Genomic DNA, 18,254 nt, shown 5'->3' on the forward strand with positions numbered 1-18,254 from the left:
GCATAAGGCTAATTACTGAATACAATCTTGTTTTAATTTCGCCACGGCATCGGTAAAACCCGTCGCCACTAAGTCCGAACTGGTGTATTTACTTGAACGGAATGAAATAACTTCGAGATGTAACTCGGCCGATTGGAACTGACTTAAACTTTCCCACAAATCTGAGTCCGTCTTATCTCCACTGGTGAAATTCATCAGTGTCGCAGTGCCCCGTAATTTAACCCTGTGCTGATTGTCGTTGCTAATAATCAGTACACTGGGGTCGCCACTAAATGCAAAGGATTCCGCCATAGTCACTTTCAAAATTGGCTGAGTCTGACCTACGGTGCAGGCTAAAGCCAGTTTAAGATTTTTGTCGATAAAATCGATACTATGATTCTTTGGACCGGTAGCCGTTGTATCTAGTGCTGTGGCCAAATCTTCCTTTGCATGTGCATAGCCTAAATGGCCGACAAGTATGAGGACCAGTAACTTTGTTTTCACTTTACAACCTTGTGATTTCAGCGAATTAATACAAACAGTCACTTTGGTGACTATATTGTCAAAATATTGGCAATTATAAAGATTTTTGACGAATCTGAATAACCTTTTAGGGGGGAATCCTAACTGAATCGGAAAATAGCCGCATTTTGTATCTCGACACCACTGGTGTCGAGATTGCTTAATATTATTTCAAGTAATAAGTTCAATTTAAACATAATGTTACAGTGACGAGATGCATTTAATACCAAAGTGCGAGGGCGTTACTTTGGCTATAAAATAAAAAAGCCACTGATATCAGTGGCTTGAGTTTAAATATTTATGACCCAGTACTTTAGTGACTGTGCCTATGGATAATGCTCAAACAGGGCATGTACTTTGACACTGTTATATAAGGTGTTTATTTGCGGGTAATTTTGTCCAGATATCCCATGGCAAAGGCTGACAATACAAAAGTGATGTGGATTAACAAGTACCACATGATTTTGTCATTGGCGATGTTGTCCACATTCATAAATATTTTCAACAGGTGGATGGACGAAATCGCCACGATAGAAGCGGCTACTTTGTTTTTAAGGGAACCCGAATCCAGCTTGCCAAGCCAACTGAGTTTCTCGCTATCATCGCCCACATCTAACTGTGAAACGAAGTTTTCATAGCCAGAAAACATCACCATCACGATAAGACCGCCGACCAAAGTGATATCGATAAGTGAGAGTGTGACGAGCACTAAGTCCACTTCGCGCATGTCAAAAATGATCGGCAGAACATGGAAGATCTCTTGGAAGAATTTAATGCCTAAACCTAATAACACCAGACTGAGCCCCAAGTATATGGGCGCCATAATCCAGCGTGATGCATACATCAATTTTTCAAATATTTGTTCCATACTGAGTAAACCCTTAGTGGTTAGAGCATAAAAAAACGAATCTATGGAGCCAAAACAATAACATATTGGGTTAAAGCTGCGCTATCGGTGGGTTGTTTTTCAATTCCATAATGGGATGAAAGTCTTTATGCGGCCTTGCGGCCGAGGTGAATCAAAGTCGTGGGGCTTCACCCCACACCCGATATAGCCAGTGTGTGGCTGTTGATCCGGAAAGGGTTATGCCTGTCCCATCTTTCATCTCTTTCACTTCTCTCCTTCTCATCTTTCCTAAGAAATTTATCTTTAATGACATTTGTCATCCGTAATTGCTGACAACTCACACTGCCGTGATTTAGCGGATATAGGGATACTTAAGCCATACCAACAAGGAGGCTTAATCATGCAACATAAATCACTGGATCAACAACTTATCGAATACCGTCAACAACGAGCCTTGGCTATGCCTTTATCTGGCATGATCGTCTGGAGCTTACTGTTTGGATTGAGTTTTGTTTTACCTCCCTCGCAGTTGGTGATGGTGGTATTTATCGGCACTGGTTCTATTATCTACCTTGCCATGGGTATTTCGCGGCTGACGGGCGAGAATATCTCGTTTAAGAAAAGCGCTGAGCGTAATTGGTTTGAGACTGTGTTTCTGGCGGGTGTGGGCATGAGTTTTTTAACCTTTGCCATCAGCATCCCATTCTTTATGGAAAACTATTTAGCACTTCCCTTCGCCCTTGCGGTGCAAACAGGATTAATGTGGTTGGTTTACGGCGTGTTAGCGGCGCAAAAGGTTGCGATTGTGCATGCAATAGTGCGCACCTTGGCCTGTGTTATTGCCTTCATGCTCTGGCCTGAGTTGAGCTTTCAGCTTCAGCCTTTGATTGTGGTGGTATGTTATGGGTTTTCGATTCCACTAATGGAACGTCGTTGGAAGATTCAGCAAAATCTTTGTGTTGCAAGTTAGTTGTTAGTCGGTTTTGCGGCCTTACGGCCGAGGTGAATCAAAGTCGTGGGGCTTCACCCCCTGATTTTTAATCAAGAGTCGACCAAGGAGGACTGCTCGTCCTATCCTCCTTGCCTATCGTTTTTACATCAGCCAAGACGCCCCTAGTGAAGTTACATGCATTAGTTAGTGGCTTCGTGCTTATTCGAAAATCACTAACGCTTCCGATGGTTCCGCTTTACATCCATGTAAAGCACTCCAGTTCGGCAGTCCCTGCCTCTCGCTCATAAGCTCGAAAATCACCGATTTTCATTCGCCCCTGTACCTGCGAAAGCTAGCCGGTCATCTGATAGGCAGGATGCCTGAATGTCGTGAAGTGCATGGATGCACGAGAACGACCATGACCGGACTCACGCAATTTATTCCAACGCCCCGCGGCAACTTCGCAGGGGAAGGTGAACTTCTGTGGCCTTGGTGTTAGCTGTTAGTCCTAAAGATTTGTGCCTGTCCCATCTTTCTATTGTTTCTCCGATGCGCTCCTAGTGAGCGCTTTTTTTAAGCGATATTGTCCACAACTGTTTTATTAATTTACAAAGGTGAAAATTTTGAGGGGTTAATATCGAGCCTTCTTAAGTCAAATGGCCTTAATCTGCTTTCTTCAAATAACTCAATCATGCTTTTAAAAAGATACATCTTCCTATGTTCATCAACTACCAAAGGATTTTCTTTTAATAACGTAGCATTGCATGCAGACATAACCATAGAGCCGAACTCAATTAGCTGTTCATCTGACCAATCTGTCATATACCGATTCTTTTGATATTGGTCTACTATAAATGCTTGACCTTTCTTGGGTATTTCTAATTTTGGTTGATTCAATTTCTCAATTTCAAACTCATTTTCACCAGAATCTTGGAGTTTGTGGTTACAATTATTAAAGTAAGAATAGTGCTCAAAAAGCTGCTTCAAAGCCATTGCTGCTTGTTTGCTAACTTGATTCTGTGGAATGTTATCATTAGTTATTCCGTAGATCGGTATAACTGGGCCACTTAGGTGCGAATTTTTTACTTTATGAGTGCCTTGAATAAGTGTGACGTAGTTAATGTGTGAAAATCTTAGCTCAGTTCCTATTTTTTGACGTAGCCTTTTGCATATATAATCGACTAAAACATCTGGTTCAAAAAAGTCAGCTAACTCGTTAATAATAATCAGCCCTCCAGCAGTTTGACTATTCATATTGAGCAATTCGATTGTGTCTTTGATTTGCTTATTTGCAATGCTCATGATTTCTTCAATATGACGAAATGCAACCGTTTCAAATTTTCTTATTAGCCTTTCTCCATCAGGCATTAGACTCACAACATTTCGAAAGTTGAGTTCACCATAGATTGCTGGGAAATCTGGCCGCTCCATTATCTCATGAAAGAAGTCTTCCATTTTGAGGGTCGGATTTTCTTTGAGGGTCTTAAGTTCAATGACTAGAACATCTCTTATTGCATAGTCGGCAATCTTTCTACCGCATGGCCAACTATCCTTAATATCGTCGAGATCTTCGATTGGAGCATATTGGGACATAAAAGATTTAAAATTTTTTTCATTAAGAAATTCAATATTTTTTTTAGTCATTGAGTTGTCCACGTTGTTAGTAGGGGTAATTGACTAGCAATTTTGTGTCTGTCTGGCCTTTCAGATTGCATAGGTGTGAACTAAATTTTTCAAACTTAACCGCCGCATTACCTACTTCAATCGCAAGCTCCCTTGTTTTATCAATCATGTCTGCGAATTTATCAACACTTTGAGGATATTTGCGGCGTATCTCATTGAGATCGATATAGTCGTAAGATTCCTTATTGCCACCTGACTGTTGTTTGAAATGATCCATAAAAGCTTCTATCGCACTGATAAGTTCTTGTCTCATTTGCTCCAATTCTTCGTTAACAAATTCCAGTTTTGGATCATCCCGTTTGTCGTGAGCTATGGTTAAGGTATCGATTAGCGAGTTTGGTACTTTAGCTCTGAATCGCTCTGTTTTTAGGTCATCAAGAAATTGTGATGAATAAATGCCTGAGAAATAGTTAAGTCTTTGTAAATCATTAATAGAAACTACCACTTTGCGAGATGGTATGGGCTTGAGGTTTAGTCTTGCGGCAGCCCTTTTCTCGGCGTCTATCTTCCATTTTTGCAGCCTTTGCACGGTGTAAAACTCAGGATCGACATCGATCATCCTTGCGTGATTACAACAAAGCCATATTCCATTATCAATGCTCTTGCGAGTCTCTTGGCTCATAGTTGGATCGTACCTTGGCCCTCCTTCTGTCGCAGCGCAAATATGAGCCGCTACGCCTATAGATACCATTGCATCAGTAGATGAACCACTTGGGCCTTTGGTCGATTTATTGCATGTAGGAGCAGAGCAAATCCCGTTAACTCTATCCGAGAGCATACGTTTTGTTGCCTGTGTAAAATCATCTCTAGTGTTTGACAAAGGAGTCTCCCAATAAGAAAAACAATTCAGAATGATAGCCACATATAGCAGATTGGTTAGTGGTATTCCATAGATGGGAATTAGCATTTTTCCGTGGCAAACTGTGCCATCTTGTTGAGTATTGAGGCGTTAATGAAAGATCGGACAGGCACAGATCTTTGGGGATTAATTGTTCGCACAGAAGTTACAGAGGTTCACCTTCCCCTGCGAAGTTGCTGAAGGGCGTTGAAGAAAATCGCGTGAAGCAGACTGGACGTCTGCGTAGCTTTCGGGGTACAGGATGCACCATCGGAAGCGTTAGGGAAAAGTTGGGACAGGCACAAATCTGCCGGGATTTACAGCCAACACAGAAGTTACAGGAGTTCACCATCCCCTCGGAGTTGCCGCAGGGCATTTGCGTTCGTTGCGTGAGCGAGGCATGGATGCCGAGATAGCGTCAGTCGAATCAGGGACGAGCGTCTGACGCGATAGCATAAGGACGCCAAATGCCCAAGGGGCTTTCAACTCCGTTAGGGGCGTCTTGGAGAATCCAAGGAGGATAGGACGAGCAGTCCTCCTTGGTCGGGTGTGGGGTGAAGCCCCACGACTTTGATTCACCTCGGCCATTAGGCCGCAATTACTAATCGCGATTCACAGCAATAACTTTGTTCGTGAGACACTAAACAAATCATCACAATTGATTGAGGGTGAAGCCCCACGATCTTGACTCACCTCGGCCGAAAGGCCGCATTTTAAAATGAATGTCGCATTCCGCGACAATAAAAAAGCCACTGTGGTCAGTGGCTTTCATCTGAAAAATCATAATCTAAGCGATTCGGCTTACTCTAAATCAGGTTCTTCGCTGTAGTCTAAACCATGGTAGCTTAGGCAAGCGTCAACTTCGTTGGCGCTGCCTAGGATAACCGCAACACGCTGGTGAATTTGTGTTGGAGTAATATCTAAAATGGTCTCATAGCCCGTTGAAGCTTTACCGCCGGCTTGTTCGACTAAGAAGGCCATAGGGTTGGCTTCGTACATTAAACGTAGCTTGTAGGGTTTTTTCGGATCTTTATTGTCGGTTGGGTAGGTAAAGATACCGCCGCGGGATAGTACGCGGTGCACGTCACCGACCATGGCCGCAATCCAGCGCATGTTGAATGATTTTTCCCGTGGACCAATTTTACCGAGCAGCAAATCGGCAATATAGGTTTGCATTGGTGCTTCCCAAAAACGTTGGTTCGACATGTTAATGGCAAACTCTTGAGTTTCTGGGCTAATGCTCATGGCGGCATTCGTCAGTAAAAACTCATTGGTTTCTGGGTGCAGAGTAAAGAGTTGCACGCCTTGGCCTGTGGTTAATGCCAGCATGGTCGATGGGCCATAGAGCACATAACCTGCGGCTAACTGCGCGCGGCCAGATTGTAAAAAGCTAGTTTCAGTCAGCTCGCCAGCGGGGGCGGGTAAGACAGAAAAGATAGTGCCGACTAACGAGTTAATATCGATATTAGATGAGCCATCGAGCGGATCGAAACACACCAGATATTGGCCATTTTGGCTGACTTCAACCACATGATCTTCTTCTTCCGACGCTAAACCGCGCACTGTACCGTCGGCTTTGAGCGCATCTTTGAGCATGTCGTTGGTGATGATATCCAGTTTTTTCTGGGTTTCACCTTGCACGTTTTCCTGCTCGGTCGCACCTAACACGCCAGCAAGCGCACCGTGACGTACCGCATGGCTAATGGCTTTTGAGGTGTCGGCTAAGGTTAAAATCAAGTGGGAGAGAGAGTCGTTCACTGCCTGTGAGGTCAAGTGCTGGGCAAGAGTCTGCATGTTATGTCCTTTAGGGGTTCAACAATGAGGTCAATTTCGTTATTTGCCGCGAATGATAACTCAGTTAGCCGACAATTTCAGCGATGTTGCTGATGCTTTTAACGATTATTAGGGCTTATTTGGATTGAGCTTGGCGCATGCTCCTAATTTGTATCTGTATATTGCATGCTATTTCTATTTGGGGTTTGCCTCTGGCACAATGGCGGCAGTTTTTAATCGCCAGCCTAAGGCGAATATGTTTCCAAGGAATAATAATGATTAAAAATAGGTTAACTTGGTTCCCTGTGCACGCACTTAAGGTGCGTACTATCCCCCTACTGATAGCGAGCCAAATGGCCATGATTTCGACAGCGATGATTTCAACTATCCCAGCATATGCCCTTGAGGGTGGTAAGCAACCCCTGACGATTGAGCGAATGAATGCCTCGCCCGCCTTAGCGGGCACCAGCCCCCGTGGTTTAAAATTGTCACCCGATGGCCAGCGCGTCACCTATCTTGCTGGCCGTAAAGACAATCAAAGTTTTTACGACCTCTGGCAAATGGATGTCAAAACCGCTGAGTCGAGCCTGCTATTAAACGCCGATAAACTCGCCACCAATGAATTATCCGATGAAGAAAAAGCCCGTCGTGAACGCCAACGTATTTATGGCGAAGGCATTATGGAGTACTTCTGGGCGGACGATAGCAAGGCGCTATTGATCCCGGCTTCTGGCAATCTGTATTACTTTTCCCTTGCCGACAACAGTGTTACTCAATTACCGATTGGCGAAGGGTTTGCCACAGATGCACGCCTATCGCCCAAGGGGCATTTTGTGTCTTTTGTGCGGGATCAAAATTTGTATGTGTTAGATCTGGCGACGAAAAAACTCCAAGCTATGACGACCGATGGCGGCGGGGCGATTAAAAATGCCATGGCAGAATTTGTCGCCCAAGAAGAAATGGATCGCATGACCGGCTACTGGTGGGCGCCCGATGAATCGGCTATCGCCTTCACCCGTATCGACGAGTCCGCGGTTGAGCAAGTGACGCGTAACGAGATCTATGCCGACGGCATTAAACTCACCGAGCAGCGTTATCCTGCCGCAGGTAAAAATAACGTCGATATCGCATTAGGTGTGGTGACGCTAAAAGATAGGGCCATCAATTGGGTGACCCTGCGCGAAGAGAATAGCGAAGACAAGAGCAAAGATATTTACCTGCCGCGTGTCGATTGGCTGCCCGATAGCAAACACTTGTCGTTTCAGTGGCAGAGCCGTGATCAGCATAAGCTAGATTTGCAGTTAGTGGCGTTAGATGCACTGACTAAGCCAAAAACCTTAGTCAAAGAACGCAGTGATGCTTGGGTAAACCTCAATAACGACCTGCATTTCTTAAAACAGCAGTCTGCTTTTATTTGGGCGTCTGAGCGTGATGGCTTTAATCATCTGTATCTTTTCGACTTAAAAGGCAAACTTAAAACGCAATTGACTAAGGGCGAGTGGGCTGTCGATGAGTTGGAATATATAGATGAAACTGCAGGTTGGGTGTATTTTACTGGCCGCAAAGATACCCCAATCGAAAAACACCTCTACCGTGTGCCATTAGCGGGCGGCAAGGTTGAGCGCGTGAGCGATCAAGCGGGGATGCACGATCCGGTATTTGCCGATAATCAAAGTGTGTATCTCGATTATTTCAACAGTTTATCTCAGCCACCACAAATCAGTTTGCACGGTGATAAGGGCCAGCAACTGGCCTGGGTCGAGCAAAATGCGGTCAAGCAAGGCCATCCACTCTATGATTATGCGGGTCTGTGGCAGATTCCTGAGTTTGGTGAGCTTAAGGCCGAAGATGGTCAAGTGCTGCAAACCCGTTTATTCAAACCTATGCCCTTCGATGCGAGCAAGAAATACCCTGTCGTAGTGCGGGTTTACGGTGGGCCACACGCCCAATTGGTGACTAATAGTTGGAGCGAGCAAGATTACTTTACCCAGTATCTCGTGCAACAAGGGTACGTGGTATTTCAACTCGATAACCGCGGCAGTGCCCACAGAGGTACTCGGTTCGAGCAGGTGATTTACCGTCACTTGGGCGAAGCCGAAGTGAATGATCAAAAAGTGGGTGTGGATTATCTGCGTAGCTTAGCCTTTGTCGATGCCGACAATGTTGCTATTTACGGCCACAGCTACGGCGGTTACATGGCTCTGATGAGTTTATTTAAGGCGCCAGATTACTTTAAAGCCGCGATTTCAGGCGCACCTGTCACCGATTGGCGTTTGTATGATACCCACTACACCGAGCGCTATCTTGCCCATCCCGCAACCAATGAACAGGGTTATGAAGCCAGCAGCGTGTTCCCCTATGTGAAAAATTATCAATCGGGGCTATTGATGTACCACGGTATGGCCGATGATAACGTCTTGTTTGAAAACAGTACCCGGGTCTATAAGGCGTTGCAGGACGAAGGGAAATTATTCCAGATGATTGATTATCCGGGCTCTAAACATTCGATGCGTGGCGAGAAAGTGCGTAATCACTTATACCGTTCATTAGCGGATTTCCTGGATAGACAGCTGAAAAGAAGTGGCCAATAAGTTGGAATGTGGGTGGGGCGCATGCCTCACTCACTGTGAACGATCGGCAATGATGCCCAAGCTTGAGTTGGTTGGCTGTGATAAACACGGTAAAAGGTAATTTGCCAGTTTGCAGATATAAAAAAACCAGATCCTAGGATCTGGTTTTTATTATTCAAACGGTAAGCCGAAGATTAGTCTTCTAAGTTACCGCAGAAACGGTAGCCTTCACCGTGGATAGTCGCGATGATTTCTGGCGTATCAGGCAAGCTTTCGAAGTGCTTACGGATACGACGGATAGTCACGTCAACAGTACGATCGTGTGGCTTTAACTCACGGCCAGTCATTTTCATTAACAGATCGGCACGAGTTAAGATTTTGCCTGGGTTTTCAACAAAATGCAGCATAGCGCGGAATTCGCTACGTGGCAGTTTGTAGGATTCACCCTGTGGGCTCACCAGTGAACGACTATTGATCTCTAGGCTCCAATCGTTAAAACGATAGTATTCGACAGAGCTTTTTTCTTCGACTTCATTGCCAGCGCTATTGACGCGAGTCAGAAGGTTGCGAGCACGGATCGTCAATTCACGTGGGTTGAACGGCTTAGTAATATAATCGTCCGCACCAATTTCAAGTCCAAGAATTTTGTCGACTTCGTTGTCACGACCTGTCAGGAAGATCAGACCGATGTTGTTGATTTCACGTAATTCACGCGCCAACAACAGGCCGTTTTTACCTGGTAAGTTAATATCCATAACGACCAAGTTAATTTTGTTTTCCTGCATAGCCTTATGCATTTCTGCGCCATCATTGGCCTCAGTTACCACATACCCTTCTGCCTCGAAAATACTTCTCAGCGTGTTACGGGTAACGGCTTCATCTTCAACGATCAGAATGTGCGGATTTTGCATGTTATTTACCTAAATTTTAACCAATTTTATTCTAACCATAAGCACCACTTACATCGGACGCTTATATTCATAAAAATGTTGATACTTCCTTGGACTGCTCTGTGCTTTTAAAGGAAAGATCTTTACGGCGACATGTCAGGATGTATATAAAAGTGCACGTTTAAAGTGTAATGCGATTAAACGTAACCAGTACCAACTTCGATAAGCAATAGTTAGAAATAGTTCCTTAACTATTGTTTTTTTTAAATGTTTAAATGATAAATCAAATGTAGAACACATTTTAAACAGATGTCTAGCCAGCCTATGTTATCTCTGCAGATAAATGTAACAAACTATATTGAACACTAAGCATCTTGGCTTATTGCTCAACTCGGCCAGTGCTTCATTGTACTCGTTTTAGGCATTTGTTAACAAATGAAATGTTAACAAAATTCAGGCTGAAGCCAAGATTTACCATGATATTTACTTTAGTTATTGATTAGTATAACTAATGTATTTTTGATTCTTGTGAGCTAGTTCACGCCTATTTGGATTTTATTCTCACTCTGCTACACTAACGCGGGTTCATTTTTCGATTAGACTACCAATGGACAATACGACTCAAGATTTGTGGCAGTGTTATCAAACACCACTGTTTTTGCTGACTCAAGCATTATCCTGTGATTTTTCCTTTGCTGTTATTACCGCCCATAATCCCGCTTCAAAGCTGCTTTCTCCCAGTCAGAACCGTTTACTCGATCGCCAACTTCTCCGTGAAATTGAATTATTGGGCAGTCCCTATCGTGCCTTAGTGGGCGCGGCAGCGGATTTATCCCATATGGAAAAAAGTTGGGCCGTATTTATCGATAGAACGATGGCGCTACAACTGGGCAAGAAATTTAATCAGTATGCCATTTATATGGTGGAGCAAGGTGAAGTGAGCTTAGTGCCTTGCACTCTGGTAGAGCAGGATGAGGTTTGTTTAGGTAAATTTAGTGATTATGTGCAGCTTGTGTATGAATTACCTGATTTAGACGCATGATCATCTATTTTTAAGCGATTTTATTTAAATTGTGTGTTTGTTGTGAAATTAGCATTGACTTCATTAGGGGTTTATTGCTACTTTTTTCGTCTCTTTCCGGCGGAAAGGAACAGAAGAGGAGCGTTAACTAGGTAATCAGTCAGAGGAGCACAAACTCCTGGGATGATTGATGAGGGAGATTAACGCCGAGGCATAGATATGGTTGCTGCATGTTTATGTCGGTCGCTCAGGCTGAATCCTGACGATTGTCACCTGTAATTGGTGGAGAGCTTCTGGTGACGATTGCTGTTTCCCTTCTTTTGGGGTGCGTTATCATTGAGCACCAGGCTCTTCGAACGAAGTTAGTTCGGAGTGTGATCATGTTAGTTAATCAATATCTTATTCAATCTGTGTTTATTCCTTGCCCTACGTGTTTCACGGAGGTGCGCTAATGTCCCTCGTTGTCGCAAAGTTTGGTGGCACCTCAGTTGCCGATTACGGTGCAATGAATCGCTGTGCCGATATTGTGCTGGCTAACGCCGCTTGCCGTTTAGTGGTGGTCAGCGCCTCAAGTGGCGTGACTAATCTATTAGTGGAATTGACTCAAGAATCGATCAATGACGATGGTCGTTTGCAGCGATTAAAACAAATTGCCCAAATTCAATATGCAATTTTAGATAAGCTAGGTCGCCCTAACGATGTCGCCGCCGCATTAGATAAATTATTGAGTCGCATGGCGGTATTGAGTGAAGCATTAGCATCAGTGCGCAGCAAAGCCACTATGGATGAGCTATTGTCTCTCGGGGAGCAATGCTCCTCCGCCTTATTTGCGGCGGTACTGCGTGAAAAAGGCGCCAACTCGAGTGCATTTGATGTGCGCCGTGTGCTGCGTACCGATAGTCACTTTGGCCGCGCCGAGCCTCAGGTTGAGCAAATCGCTTTGCTTTCCCGTGAGCACTTACTGCCACTGTTATCTGAACAAGTGATTGTGACCCAAGGTTTTATTGGTTCGGATGAAGCAGGGCAAACCACCACGCTTGGCCGTGGCGGTAGCGACTATTCTGCAGCATTGTTAGCCGAAGCCTTAACAGCGTCAGCGGTCGAGATTTGGACCGATGTGGCAGGCATTTATACTACGGACCCTCGCCTTGCGCCCAATGCCTTTCCGATTGCCGAAATCAGTTTCAACGAGGCCGCCGAGATGGCGACCTTCGGCGCTAAGGTATTGCATCCTGCGACCATTCTCCCTGCTGTTCGCCAGCAAATTCAAGTATTTGTGGGTTCTAGTAAAGAACCTGAAAAGGGGGGGACTTGGATCCGTCATCAAGTGGAAGATGCGCCAGTATTCCGCGCAGTGGCGCTGCGCCGCGATCAAACCCTGTTAAATCTTCATAGCTTGCAAATGCTACATGCACAGGGCTTCTTGGCTGAAACCTTTGCCACATTGGCAAGACATAAGATCAGTGTGGATTTAATTACCACCTCGGAAGTCAATGTGTCGCTGACACTCGATAAAACGGGTTCCGATTCAAGTGGTCAAGGCTTGTTGAGTGAGGCACTGCTTCAGGAATTATCACAACATTGCCGAGTACGGGTCGAAGATGGATTGGCCTTAGTGGCAATTATTGGTAACCGCATAGCGACCACAGCGGGTATTTGTCGCCGTGTGTTTGAAGTGCTAGAACCCCACAATGTGCGGATGATCTGCCAAGGCGCAAGTCCACATAATCTGTGTGTTTTAGTAGCCGAAGCGGAAGCGGCGCAGGTGGTTAAAGCATTGCACGAAAATCTGTTCGAAGGCGCCTAATATGCTGCCGACAAAATCGTCTCTGCAAATTGGTGAGCTTGCTGCAGGGCAGGCTCTGACATTGCCTATTTACCATTTTAAGCCGAACGACGTTAAGGCGACTGGCCCCAAAGTGTACATTCAGGCCAACGTTCACGGTGCCGAGGTACAAGGTAATGCGGTGATCTATCAGTTGATGAAGCAACTTGAACGTTGCGATATCTGCGGTGAAATTACCTTAGTGCCTCTGGCAAATCCCCTCGGCATCAACCAAAAGAGTGGTGAGTTTACCTTAGGGCGTTTCGATCCTATCACTGGGGCGAATTGGAATCGTGAGTATTTGAATCATGCTATCGATTTGCCGACTTGGTATAGCGAGCATGCCAAGCTCAGTGATGCAGAGCTTATTCAAGCCTATCGCAGTACTCTGGTTGAGGCTTGCCAGCAGAAACTGCGCAGTGATTGGGGGATCACGACGGGGCATAGACTCGCGGTTAATCTGCAAGCTATGGCCCACCAAGCCGACATAGTGCTCGATTTGCATACTGGTCCTAAGTCCTGCAAGCATTTGTATTGCCCTGAATATGACTTAGCCGCAGCGCAGTTTTTTTCGATCCCCTATACCTTAGTTATCCCCAATAGTTTTGGTGGCGCTATGGATGAAGCGGCGTTTTGTCCATGGTGGCAATTGAGTGAGATGGCAAAGACGCAGGGGCGTGACTTAGCCGTTGCGGTGTCGGCATTAACGTTGGAATTGGCGAGTCAGGAGCGAGTCTGTCTTGAGGATGCTCTGGTTGATGCCCAAGGGATTATGGCGTACTTAAGTCACCGAGGGGTGATTGCTGAAACCGTTGCCCCAGCTGAGATGCAGCGTTTTGGTTGCTATCTTAAAGACTATAAAAAATACCATGCGCCAAGTTCAGGATTAGTGGAGTACCTTGCGGCAGTGGGTGAACCATTAGCGGCGGGACAGCCCTTAGTGAATCTGTTGCGAATGGATCTATATGGTACGCAGGATGAGTTAAAGACGGTATGTTTGCCCCAGGACTGCGTACCGATTTTACACTTTGCTTCGGCCTCGGTACACCAAGGGACCGAACTCTATAAGGTGATGACAAATTTGTTTGAGTTACCCACAGAGTAATCGCTCGATATCACCACGCCAATCTATTCGGATTGGCGTGGTTGTTTTTAGGGGGTTATAACCACTTAAATCGATAGAAGAGTGCCATTTGCAGGGCAACGAGTAAAATTAAAATGCCGCAGAAAGTGGCAAAGGCCCAAGTGTTGTCTGCACCCGGTATGCCACCAATATTGACGCCGAGTAAGCCAGTTAAAAAACCCAAAGGCAAGAAGATAGCTGATACTAAGGATAGGAAATATAAGCGTTTATTGAGCTGCTCTGACTGTTGGCTAAGTAATTCCTCTTGGGTCACATTCGCCCTATCACGCAGGGCATCGAGATCTTCGAGAGTCCGAACAAGCTTGTCTGTGGTTTCCCGCATTTTAAGCCGCTCTGGATCGTTAAACAGAATAAACTGCTCGGCGAGGAGCTTAGAGAAGGCTTCTTTTTGTGGCGCTAAATAGCGGCGAAGCGCGACAGTTTGGCGGCGTAACTCGGCGATATCTGTCCTGAGATCTTTGACATTGCCAGAGACAACTAACTCTTCTAACTCAGATAGTTGCTCTTCCAACTTATCAATAAACTCGACCTTGTGAGTGGTCAGTTTTTCACATATAGCGACGATAAAGTCCCCAGTCGTTGTCGGCCCTGTTCCTTCTATGATGAGTTCAGCTACATCTTTGGCCGACTGTAGCTCGCGATCACAGGCCGAAATAATCCTTTGTTTATCGGCGTAAATACGGATCGCAACCATGTCTTCGGGCGCTGAGTTGGGATTGAGATTGACTCCGCGAAGTGCCAGCAATACCCCTTCACCGGCGATGACAGCCCTTGGGCGAGTGTCTTGGGCTAGGAGGGCGTCGGTTTCGACTTTATTGAGTCCACTATTGAGTACCCAATGACGAGCTTTTTTATGGCGATAACGCAGATGTACCCAAAGCAAACCGTTATTGGGATCCCAGGTTTCAATTTGTGCAGGGCTTAAGGTGGAGCCCGCCTGATCGCCACTCAGCACTAAGCTATAGATAAATCCATCGTGCATTATTGTGTTCCATTCTTTTACTCAACTAGGCATTCAAGCTAACTGATTTTTCTGTGAAAATGAAGTCTACGACTAAGGATGTCAATACCCGTAGTCACTGAGCAAGTGTGGTGTTCGTGAGTGGCAAACCGAGCAACTTGCGCTGTGATAGGTTAAAATTAGTTTCAATTCAAGCGGTGGCGTATAGAGAACACAAAATGGAATATGAATTTAGGCGTAACAGTTTAACTGGCTCTTATTTAGCCACCTTTAGCATGGATCATGAAGTGCTAGGCCAGTGGTTTTCTGAAGAGTTGGGGCCAGAGTTAGCCAAAGTTCAGCAAGTGTTGGATATAATAGAAGATATTCAGGCCGATAAACTCATCTCATGGCGCCTCGTTGGCAATGATTTCACCTTAGAGTTAGAGCGTGAGCAGGCGCGTGTCTTTGCCAATACCTTAGGTTTTGAGCAAGAATATGAACTTGAAGAGGCGATGTCGCTCTATGATGCGGAGTCAGAAGCCTATTGTGGCCTAGAGGACTTCGAACAAGCCCTATTAAGCTGGTATGAGTTTGTGCAAAAGGGCAGTTAGGTGAGTCATCCGATTTTCCGTTGTAGGTTCTACCCAGAAACAATAAAGACAATCATTGGATTGTCTTTATTGTTTCTGGCGTGCTCTTGGGCTTAATGATTGAGGTATCTTACCGCCATTTCGGTTCTCGACTTGGCATTTGCCTTACGCAGTAGGTTTTTTACATGTACTTTGACCGTGCCTTCACTGATATGTAAATGCTCTGAAATCATACGGTTGCTTAATCCTTCTGCTAACTGTTGCAGAATTTGTAGCTCCCGAGGAGTGAGGTTCGACAGCCATTCTTGCTCATCGGCTGCATCTTTTAGTTCATAGAGATACTCTTCGACTTCATCGCTGATGACTCTATGGCCTAACATGGCATTTTTGAGTTTATCAAGCAGTAAATCGGGCTCGGTATCTTTGAGCAAATAGCCATCGGCTCCCGCGCGTAGCAGGCGGATAACGTCCTGTTTTGCATCGGAAACGGTAAGGATCACTATGCGCGAAGTCACGCCCTCTTGGCGCATGGCGTTGAGCGTATCTAGACCTGTCATACCTTTCATATTCAGATCGAGCAAGATGATATCGGGCTCATCCGTAGCGACAGCGCTCAGGGCGTCTAAGCCACTGCCCGCCTCACCGAAGAGGCTGAAGTCTGGATCTGAGGCGATCAGTTGGCAGATGCCTTTACGTAAGAGAGGATGATCATCGACCACCAGTACGGAATAAGGTTTACCCATTTACAGGCTCCTGTTGAGAAGGGAAAATCAGCGTGACTTTTGTTCCTTGTGAAAGGCTTAGTTCGCTGTCGGTCATGGTAGTGAGAGTACCACTTTGTGTTTGATTGATCTGTGTTTGCTGTGCAGCCTCTGTCTGGCAACCGACAGGGGAGTTATTACTACTAAATACAACGTAACCCGCTAATTTACTGGCTCGCTCGTGCATGATCCCTATGCCAAAGTGTTGATCACGTTCTTTTAAGTATCCAATCCCAATCCCGTTATCGCTAACACTAATATTGACCATTCCCTTGTCATCCTTATAACAGCGGATATTAATGAGGCTCGCATTAGCATGCTTAATCGCATTTAGCGTCGCTTCACGGGTGATCTGCAGAATATGGATATGTTGTTTAGCTTCGAGCCATTGGGGGGCAAGTTTGTAATCTAAGTTGATTTGTATGTCTGTTTTGGTCCTGAGCTGCTCTAGCATGGCCTCGAGCGCGTTTTTCAAATTCGGTTCTTTGATCGTTAATCTAAAGGTTGAGAGCAGTTCCCTTAGCTGCACATATGCAGTACTCACACCTTCATTGATTTCCGTTAATTGATCTTCAACCGCAGGGCTACGGCAACTGTAATCTAAGTTTTTGCGCAATAAGCTAATTTGAATTTTAAGAAAGGACAATACTTGGCCGAGGGAGTCGTGCAACTCCCGTGCTATCACTCCGCGCTCTTCCATCAGTGCCAGTTGTTGCCTTTGCTCCGTCGCGTTGTGGATCACTATGGAACGGGTGAGCATGATGGCAAAGTTGTTAAACAGCGCGGTATTGGGGTTCTGTGCCGAGATCAGTTCTAAGTAGCCGAGATCCGCCTGCTCAAATTGTAACTGAAAGCGGGTACTGTTGATGGGTTCACTCGGCCAACCACCATCAGCTTGGATAATCTCTAACTCCTGCTCTGGATACTGAATAATAAGCCTAAGGTAATCGAGTGACTCATAGTCTTTCAATTGATTCAGTACGGCTTTTAATGCCTTGTAGTCGAGTTTATTTGCATTTAATGTCAATAAGTTATCATATAAAAAGGCCAACTCATTATTTGCCCTTGTCAGTGCTAAGGTTTTTTCTGTGACCTGTGATTCTAAGTTACTGTAGAGGGTTGCCAATTCCTTGGCTGTTTTTTGCAGTGCATGGGTTAATGCGGTGAGTTCTATATATTCGGTTTCGGGCATTTCAATCTCGAAGTTGCCCTTAGAAATAGTATTGGCCGATTCCATTAATTGTTGTAACGGCACAACCACTTTGCGCTTGGTAAAACGTACGGCCAGAAAAGCGATGATGAGCATCAACCCTAAACCAAAAATCTGACTGGCGGCGAGTAGTCGCAACTTAAAGGCGGCATGGTGCTCCATCTCCAGTACCAGTAAGTCTATGGTATCGACAAAATCCTTTAGGGAAGTCGCATAGTCACGGGAGTTTTCCTGCTCAATGTAGTATTTCATCACCAGCCATTTGTCTATGACGAGCTGATATTGGTCGGCTATCTTTTTGGGGCTGAGCCAACCCGTGGAGGGTTGCAATTCTTCTGAGTGCAGCGTTGCTTCAAATTCGAGGATTTTTTCCTGTGCGGCCTCACTGCCTGAATTCGCATAAAACATCAGCCGATAACTTTGCATTCGCAGTGAACCCGACGCATTAATGGCCTTAGCATCGCCTAAACTGTAAGACAAATTGATGATTGCGAAGATGGCAAGGCTGCTAGAAAGCAAAATCAATACTAACATTAACCCTAATATTTTAGAGGTGAGGCTGCCCTGTTTCATGTGTTTGCTATCCAGTTGATGGCCATCCATGGGCGGAACTTTAGCTGTGTTTTTTACATTAGAAAATAATGTACTACATTAACAAAAACATAAAAGTGTGAACAACAACACTATTACATTTTGATCTAGCGCAAACTTCGCTCAAGATACCCCA

Annotated in this window: 15 protein-coding genes and 1 riboswitch; of the genes, 6 read left to right on the top strand and 9 right to left on the bottom strand. The window is 45.2% G+C overall.

Annotated features, from left to right (window positions below):
- Positions 1-12 precede the first annotated feature (12 nt).
- Both SOHN41_RS01315 and SOHN41_RS01320 read right to left on the bottom strand, forming a co-directional pair.
- The gene (locus SOHN41_RS01315; RefSeq protein WP_007644661.1) at positions 13-483 is read right to left on the bottom strand and encodes a hypothetical protein; all 471 of its coding nucleotides are present in this window, start codon (positions 481-483) and stop codon (positions 13-15) included.
- 397 nt (positions 484-880) lie between these two features.
- Positions 881-1,369 carry a TIGR00645 family protein gene (locus SOHN41_RS01320; RefSeq protein ID WP_007644663.1) on the bottom strand — a complete coding sequence of 163 codons (489 nt, stop codon included), beginning with the start codon at positions 1,367-1,369 and terminating at the stop codon, positions 881-883.
- A gap of 379 nt (positions 1,370-1,748) precedes the next feature.
- On the opposite strand from SOHN41_RS01320, the gene SOHN41_RS01325 reads away from it, so the two are divergent.
- On the top strand, positions 1,749-2,318 hold the full coding sequence (locus SOHN41_RS01325; protein WP_007644664.1) for a DUF7010 family protein: 570 nt from the start codon (positions 1,749-1,751) through the stop codon (positions 2,316-2,318).
- Positions 2,319-2,885: 567 nt separating this feature from the next.
- Here SOHN41_RS01325 and SOHN41_RS01330 read toward each other — a convergent pair.
- From SOHN41_RS01330 to SOHN41_RS01340, 3 genes are all read right to left on the bottom strand, one after another.
- Positions 2,886-3,923 carry a hypothetical protein gene (locus tag SOHN41_RS01330; protein ID WP_007644665.1) on the bottom strand — a complete coding sequence of 346 codons (1,038 nt, stop codon included), beginning with the start codon at positions 3,921-3,923 and terminating at the stop codon, positions 2,886-2,888.
- A 16-nt stretch (positions 3,924-3,939) separates the two neighbouring features.
- Complete coding sequence (locus SOHN41_RS19560) at positions 3,940-4,782, bottom strand: hypothetical protein (protein WP_139058307.1); 843 nt, start codon at positions 4,780-4,782, stop codon at positions 3,940-3,942.
- 819 nt (positions 4,783-5,601) lie between these two features.
- Positions 5,602-6,594, bottom strand: a complete 993-nt coding sequence (locus tag SOHN41_RS01340) for a class 1 fructose-bisphosphatase (RefSeq protein WP_007644668.1) — start codon at positions 6,592-6,594, stop codon at positions 5,602-5,604.
- 254 nt (positions 6,595-6,848) lie between these two features.
- On the opposite strand from SOHN41_RS01340, the gene SOHN41_RS01345 reads away from it, so the two are divergent.
- Entirely contained in the window at positions 6,849-9,164 is a 2,316-nt protein-coding gene (locus SOHN41_RS01345) for a S9 family peptidase (RefSeq protein WP_007644670.1), read from the top strand.
- 173 nt (positions 9,165-9,337) lie between these two features.
- Here SOHN41_RS01345 and arcA read toward each other — a convergent pair whose 3' ends face one another.
- A complete protein-coding gene (gene arcA, locus SOHN41_RS01350) occupies positions 9,338-10,054 on the bottom strand; it encodes a two-component system response regulator ArcA (protein ID WP_007644695.1) in 717 nt (238 codons plus the stop codon).
- A gap of 586 nt (positions 10,055-10,640) precedes the next feature.
- Between arcA and SOHN41_RS01355 the strand changes: the two genes are divergently transcribed.
- The 3 genes from SOHN41_RS01355 (at position 10,641) to SOHN41_RS01365 (ending at position 13,984) form a co-directional block, all read left to right on the top strand.
- On the top strand, positions 10,641-11,075 hold the full coding sequence (locus SOHN41_RS01355; RefSeq protein WP_007644697.1) for a DUF3293 domain-containing protein: 435 nt from the start codon (positions 10,641-10,643) through the stop codon (positions 11,073-11,075).
- Between the two features lie 105 nt (positions 11,076-11,180).
- Positions 11,181-11,355: riboswitch (Lysine riboswitch) on the top strand.
- Positions 11,356-11,505: 150 nt separating this feature from the next.
- Positions 11,506-12,861: a lysine-sensitive aspartokinase 3 gene (gene lysC / locus SOHN41_RS01360; RefSeq protein WP_007644712.1), complete on the top strand. Its 1,356-nt coding sequence runs from the start codon at positions 11,506-11,508 to the stop codon at positions 12,859-12,861.
- Position 12,862: 1 nt separating this feature from the next.
- Positions 12,863-13,984: a succinylglutamate desuccinylase/aspartoacylase family protein gene (locus tag SOHN41_RS01365; protein WP_007644714.1), complete on the top strand. Its 1,122-nt coding sequence runs from the start codon at positions 12,863-12,865 to the stop codon at positions 13,982-13,984.
- A gap of 55 nt (positions 13,985-14,039) precedes the next feature.
- Here the strand turns inward: SOHN41_RS01365 and SOHN41_RS01370 are convergent, their stop codons facing one another.
- A complete protein-coding gene (locus tag SOHN41_RS01370; RefSeq protein WP_007644716.1) occupies positions 14,040-15,005 on the bottom strand; it encodes a zinc transporter ZntB in 966 nt (321 codons plus the stop codon).
- Between the two features lie 197 nt (positions 15,006-15,202).
- Here SOHN41_RS01370 and SOHN41_RS01375 point away from each other — a divergent pair, with 197 nt between their 5' ends.
- Positions 15,203-15,577: a YacL family protein gene (locus tag SOHN41_RS01375; RefSeq protein WP_007644717.1), complete on the top strand. Its 375-nt coding sequence runs from the start codon at positions 15,203-15,205 to the stop codon at positions 15,575-15,577.
- A 92-nt stretch (positions 15,578-15,669) separates the two neighbouring features.
- Here SOHN41_RS01375 and SOHN41_RS01380 read toward each other — a convergent pair whose 3' ends face one another.
- Positions 15,670-16,299 (bottom strand): response regulator, encoded by a 630-nt coding sequence (locus SOHN41_RS01380; protein ID WP_007644719.1) that lies wholly within the window; start codon positions 16,297-16,299, stop codon positions 15,670-15,672.
- Positions 16,292-18,100, bottom strand: coding sequence for a nitrate/nitrite two-component system sensor histidine kinase NarQ (gene narQ / locus SOHN41_RS01385; protein WP_037457815.1), 1,809 nt, complete (start codon positions 18,098-18,100; stop codon positions 16,292-16,294). Before narQ ends, SOHN41_RS01380 begins: the two co-directional genes overlap by 8 nt.
- Between the last annotated feature and the right edge of the window lie 154 nt (positions 18,101-18,254).

It is taken from the genome of Shewanella sp. HN-41 (assembly GCF_000217915.1).
Classification (GTDB): Bacteria; Pseudomonadota; Gammaproteobacteria; order Enterobacterales; family Shewanellaceae; genus Shewanella.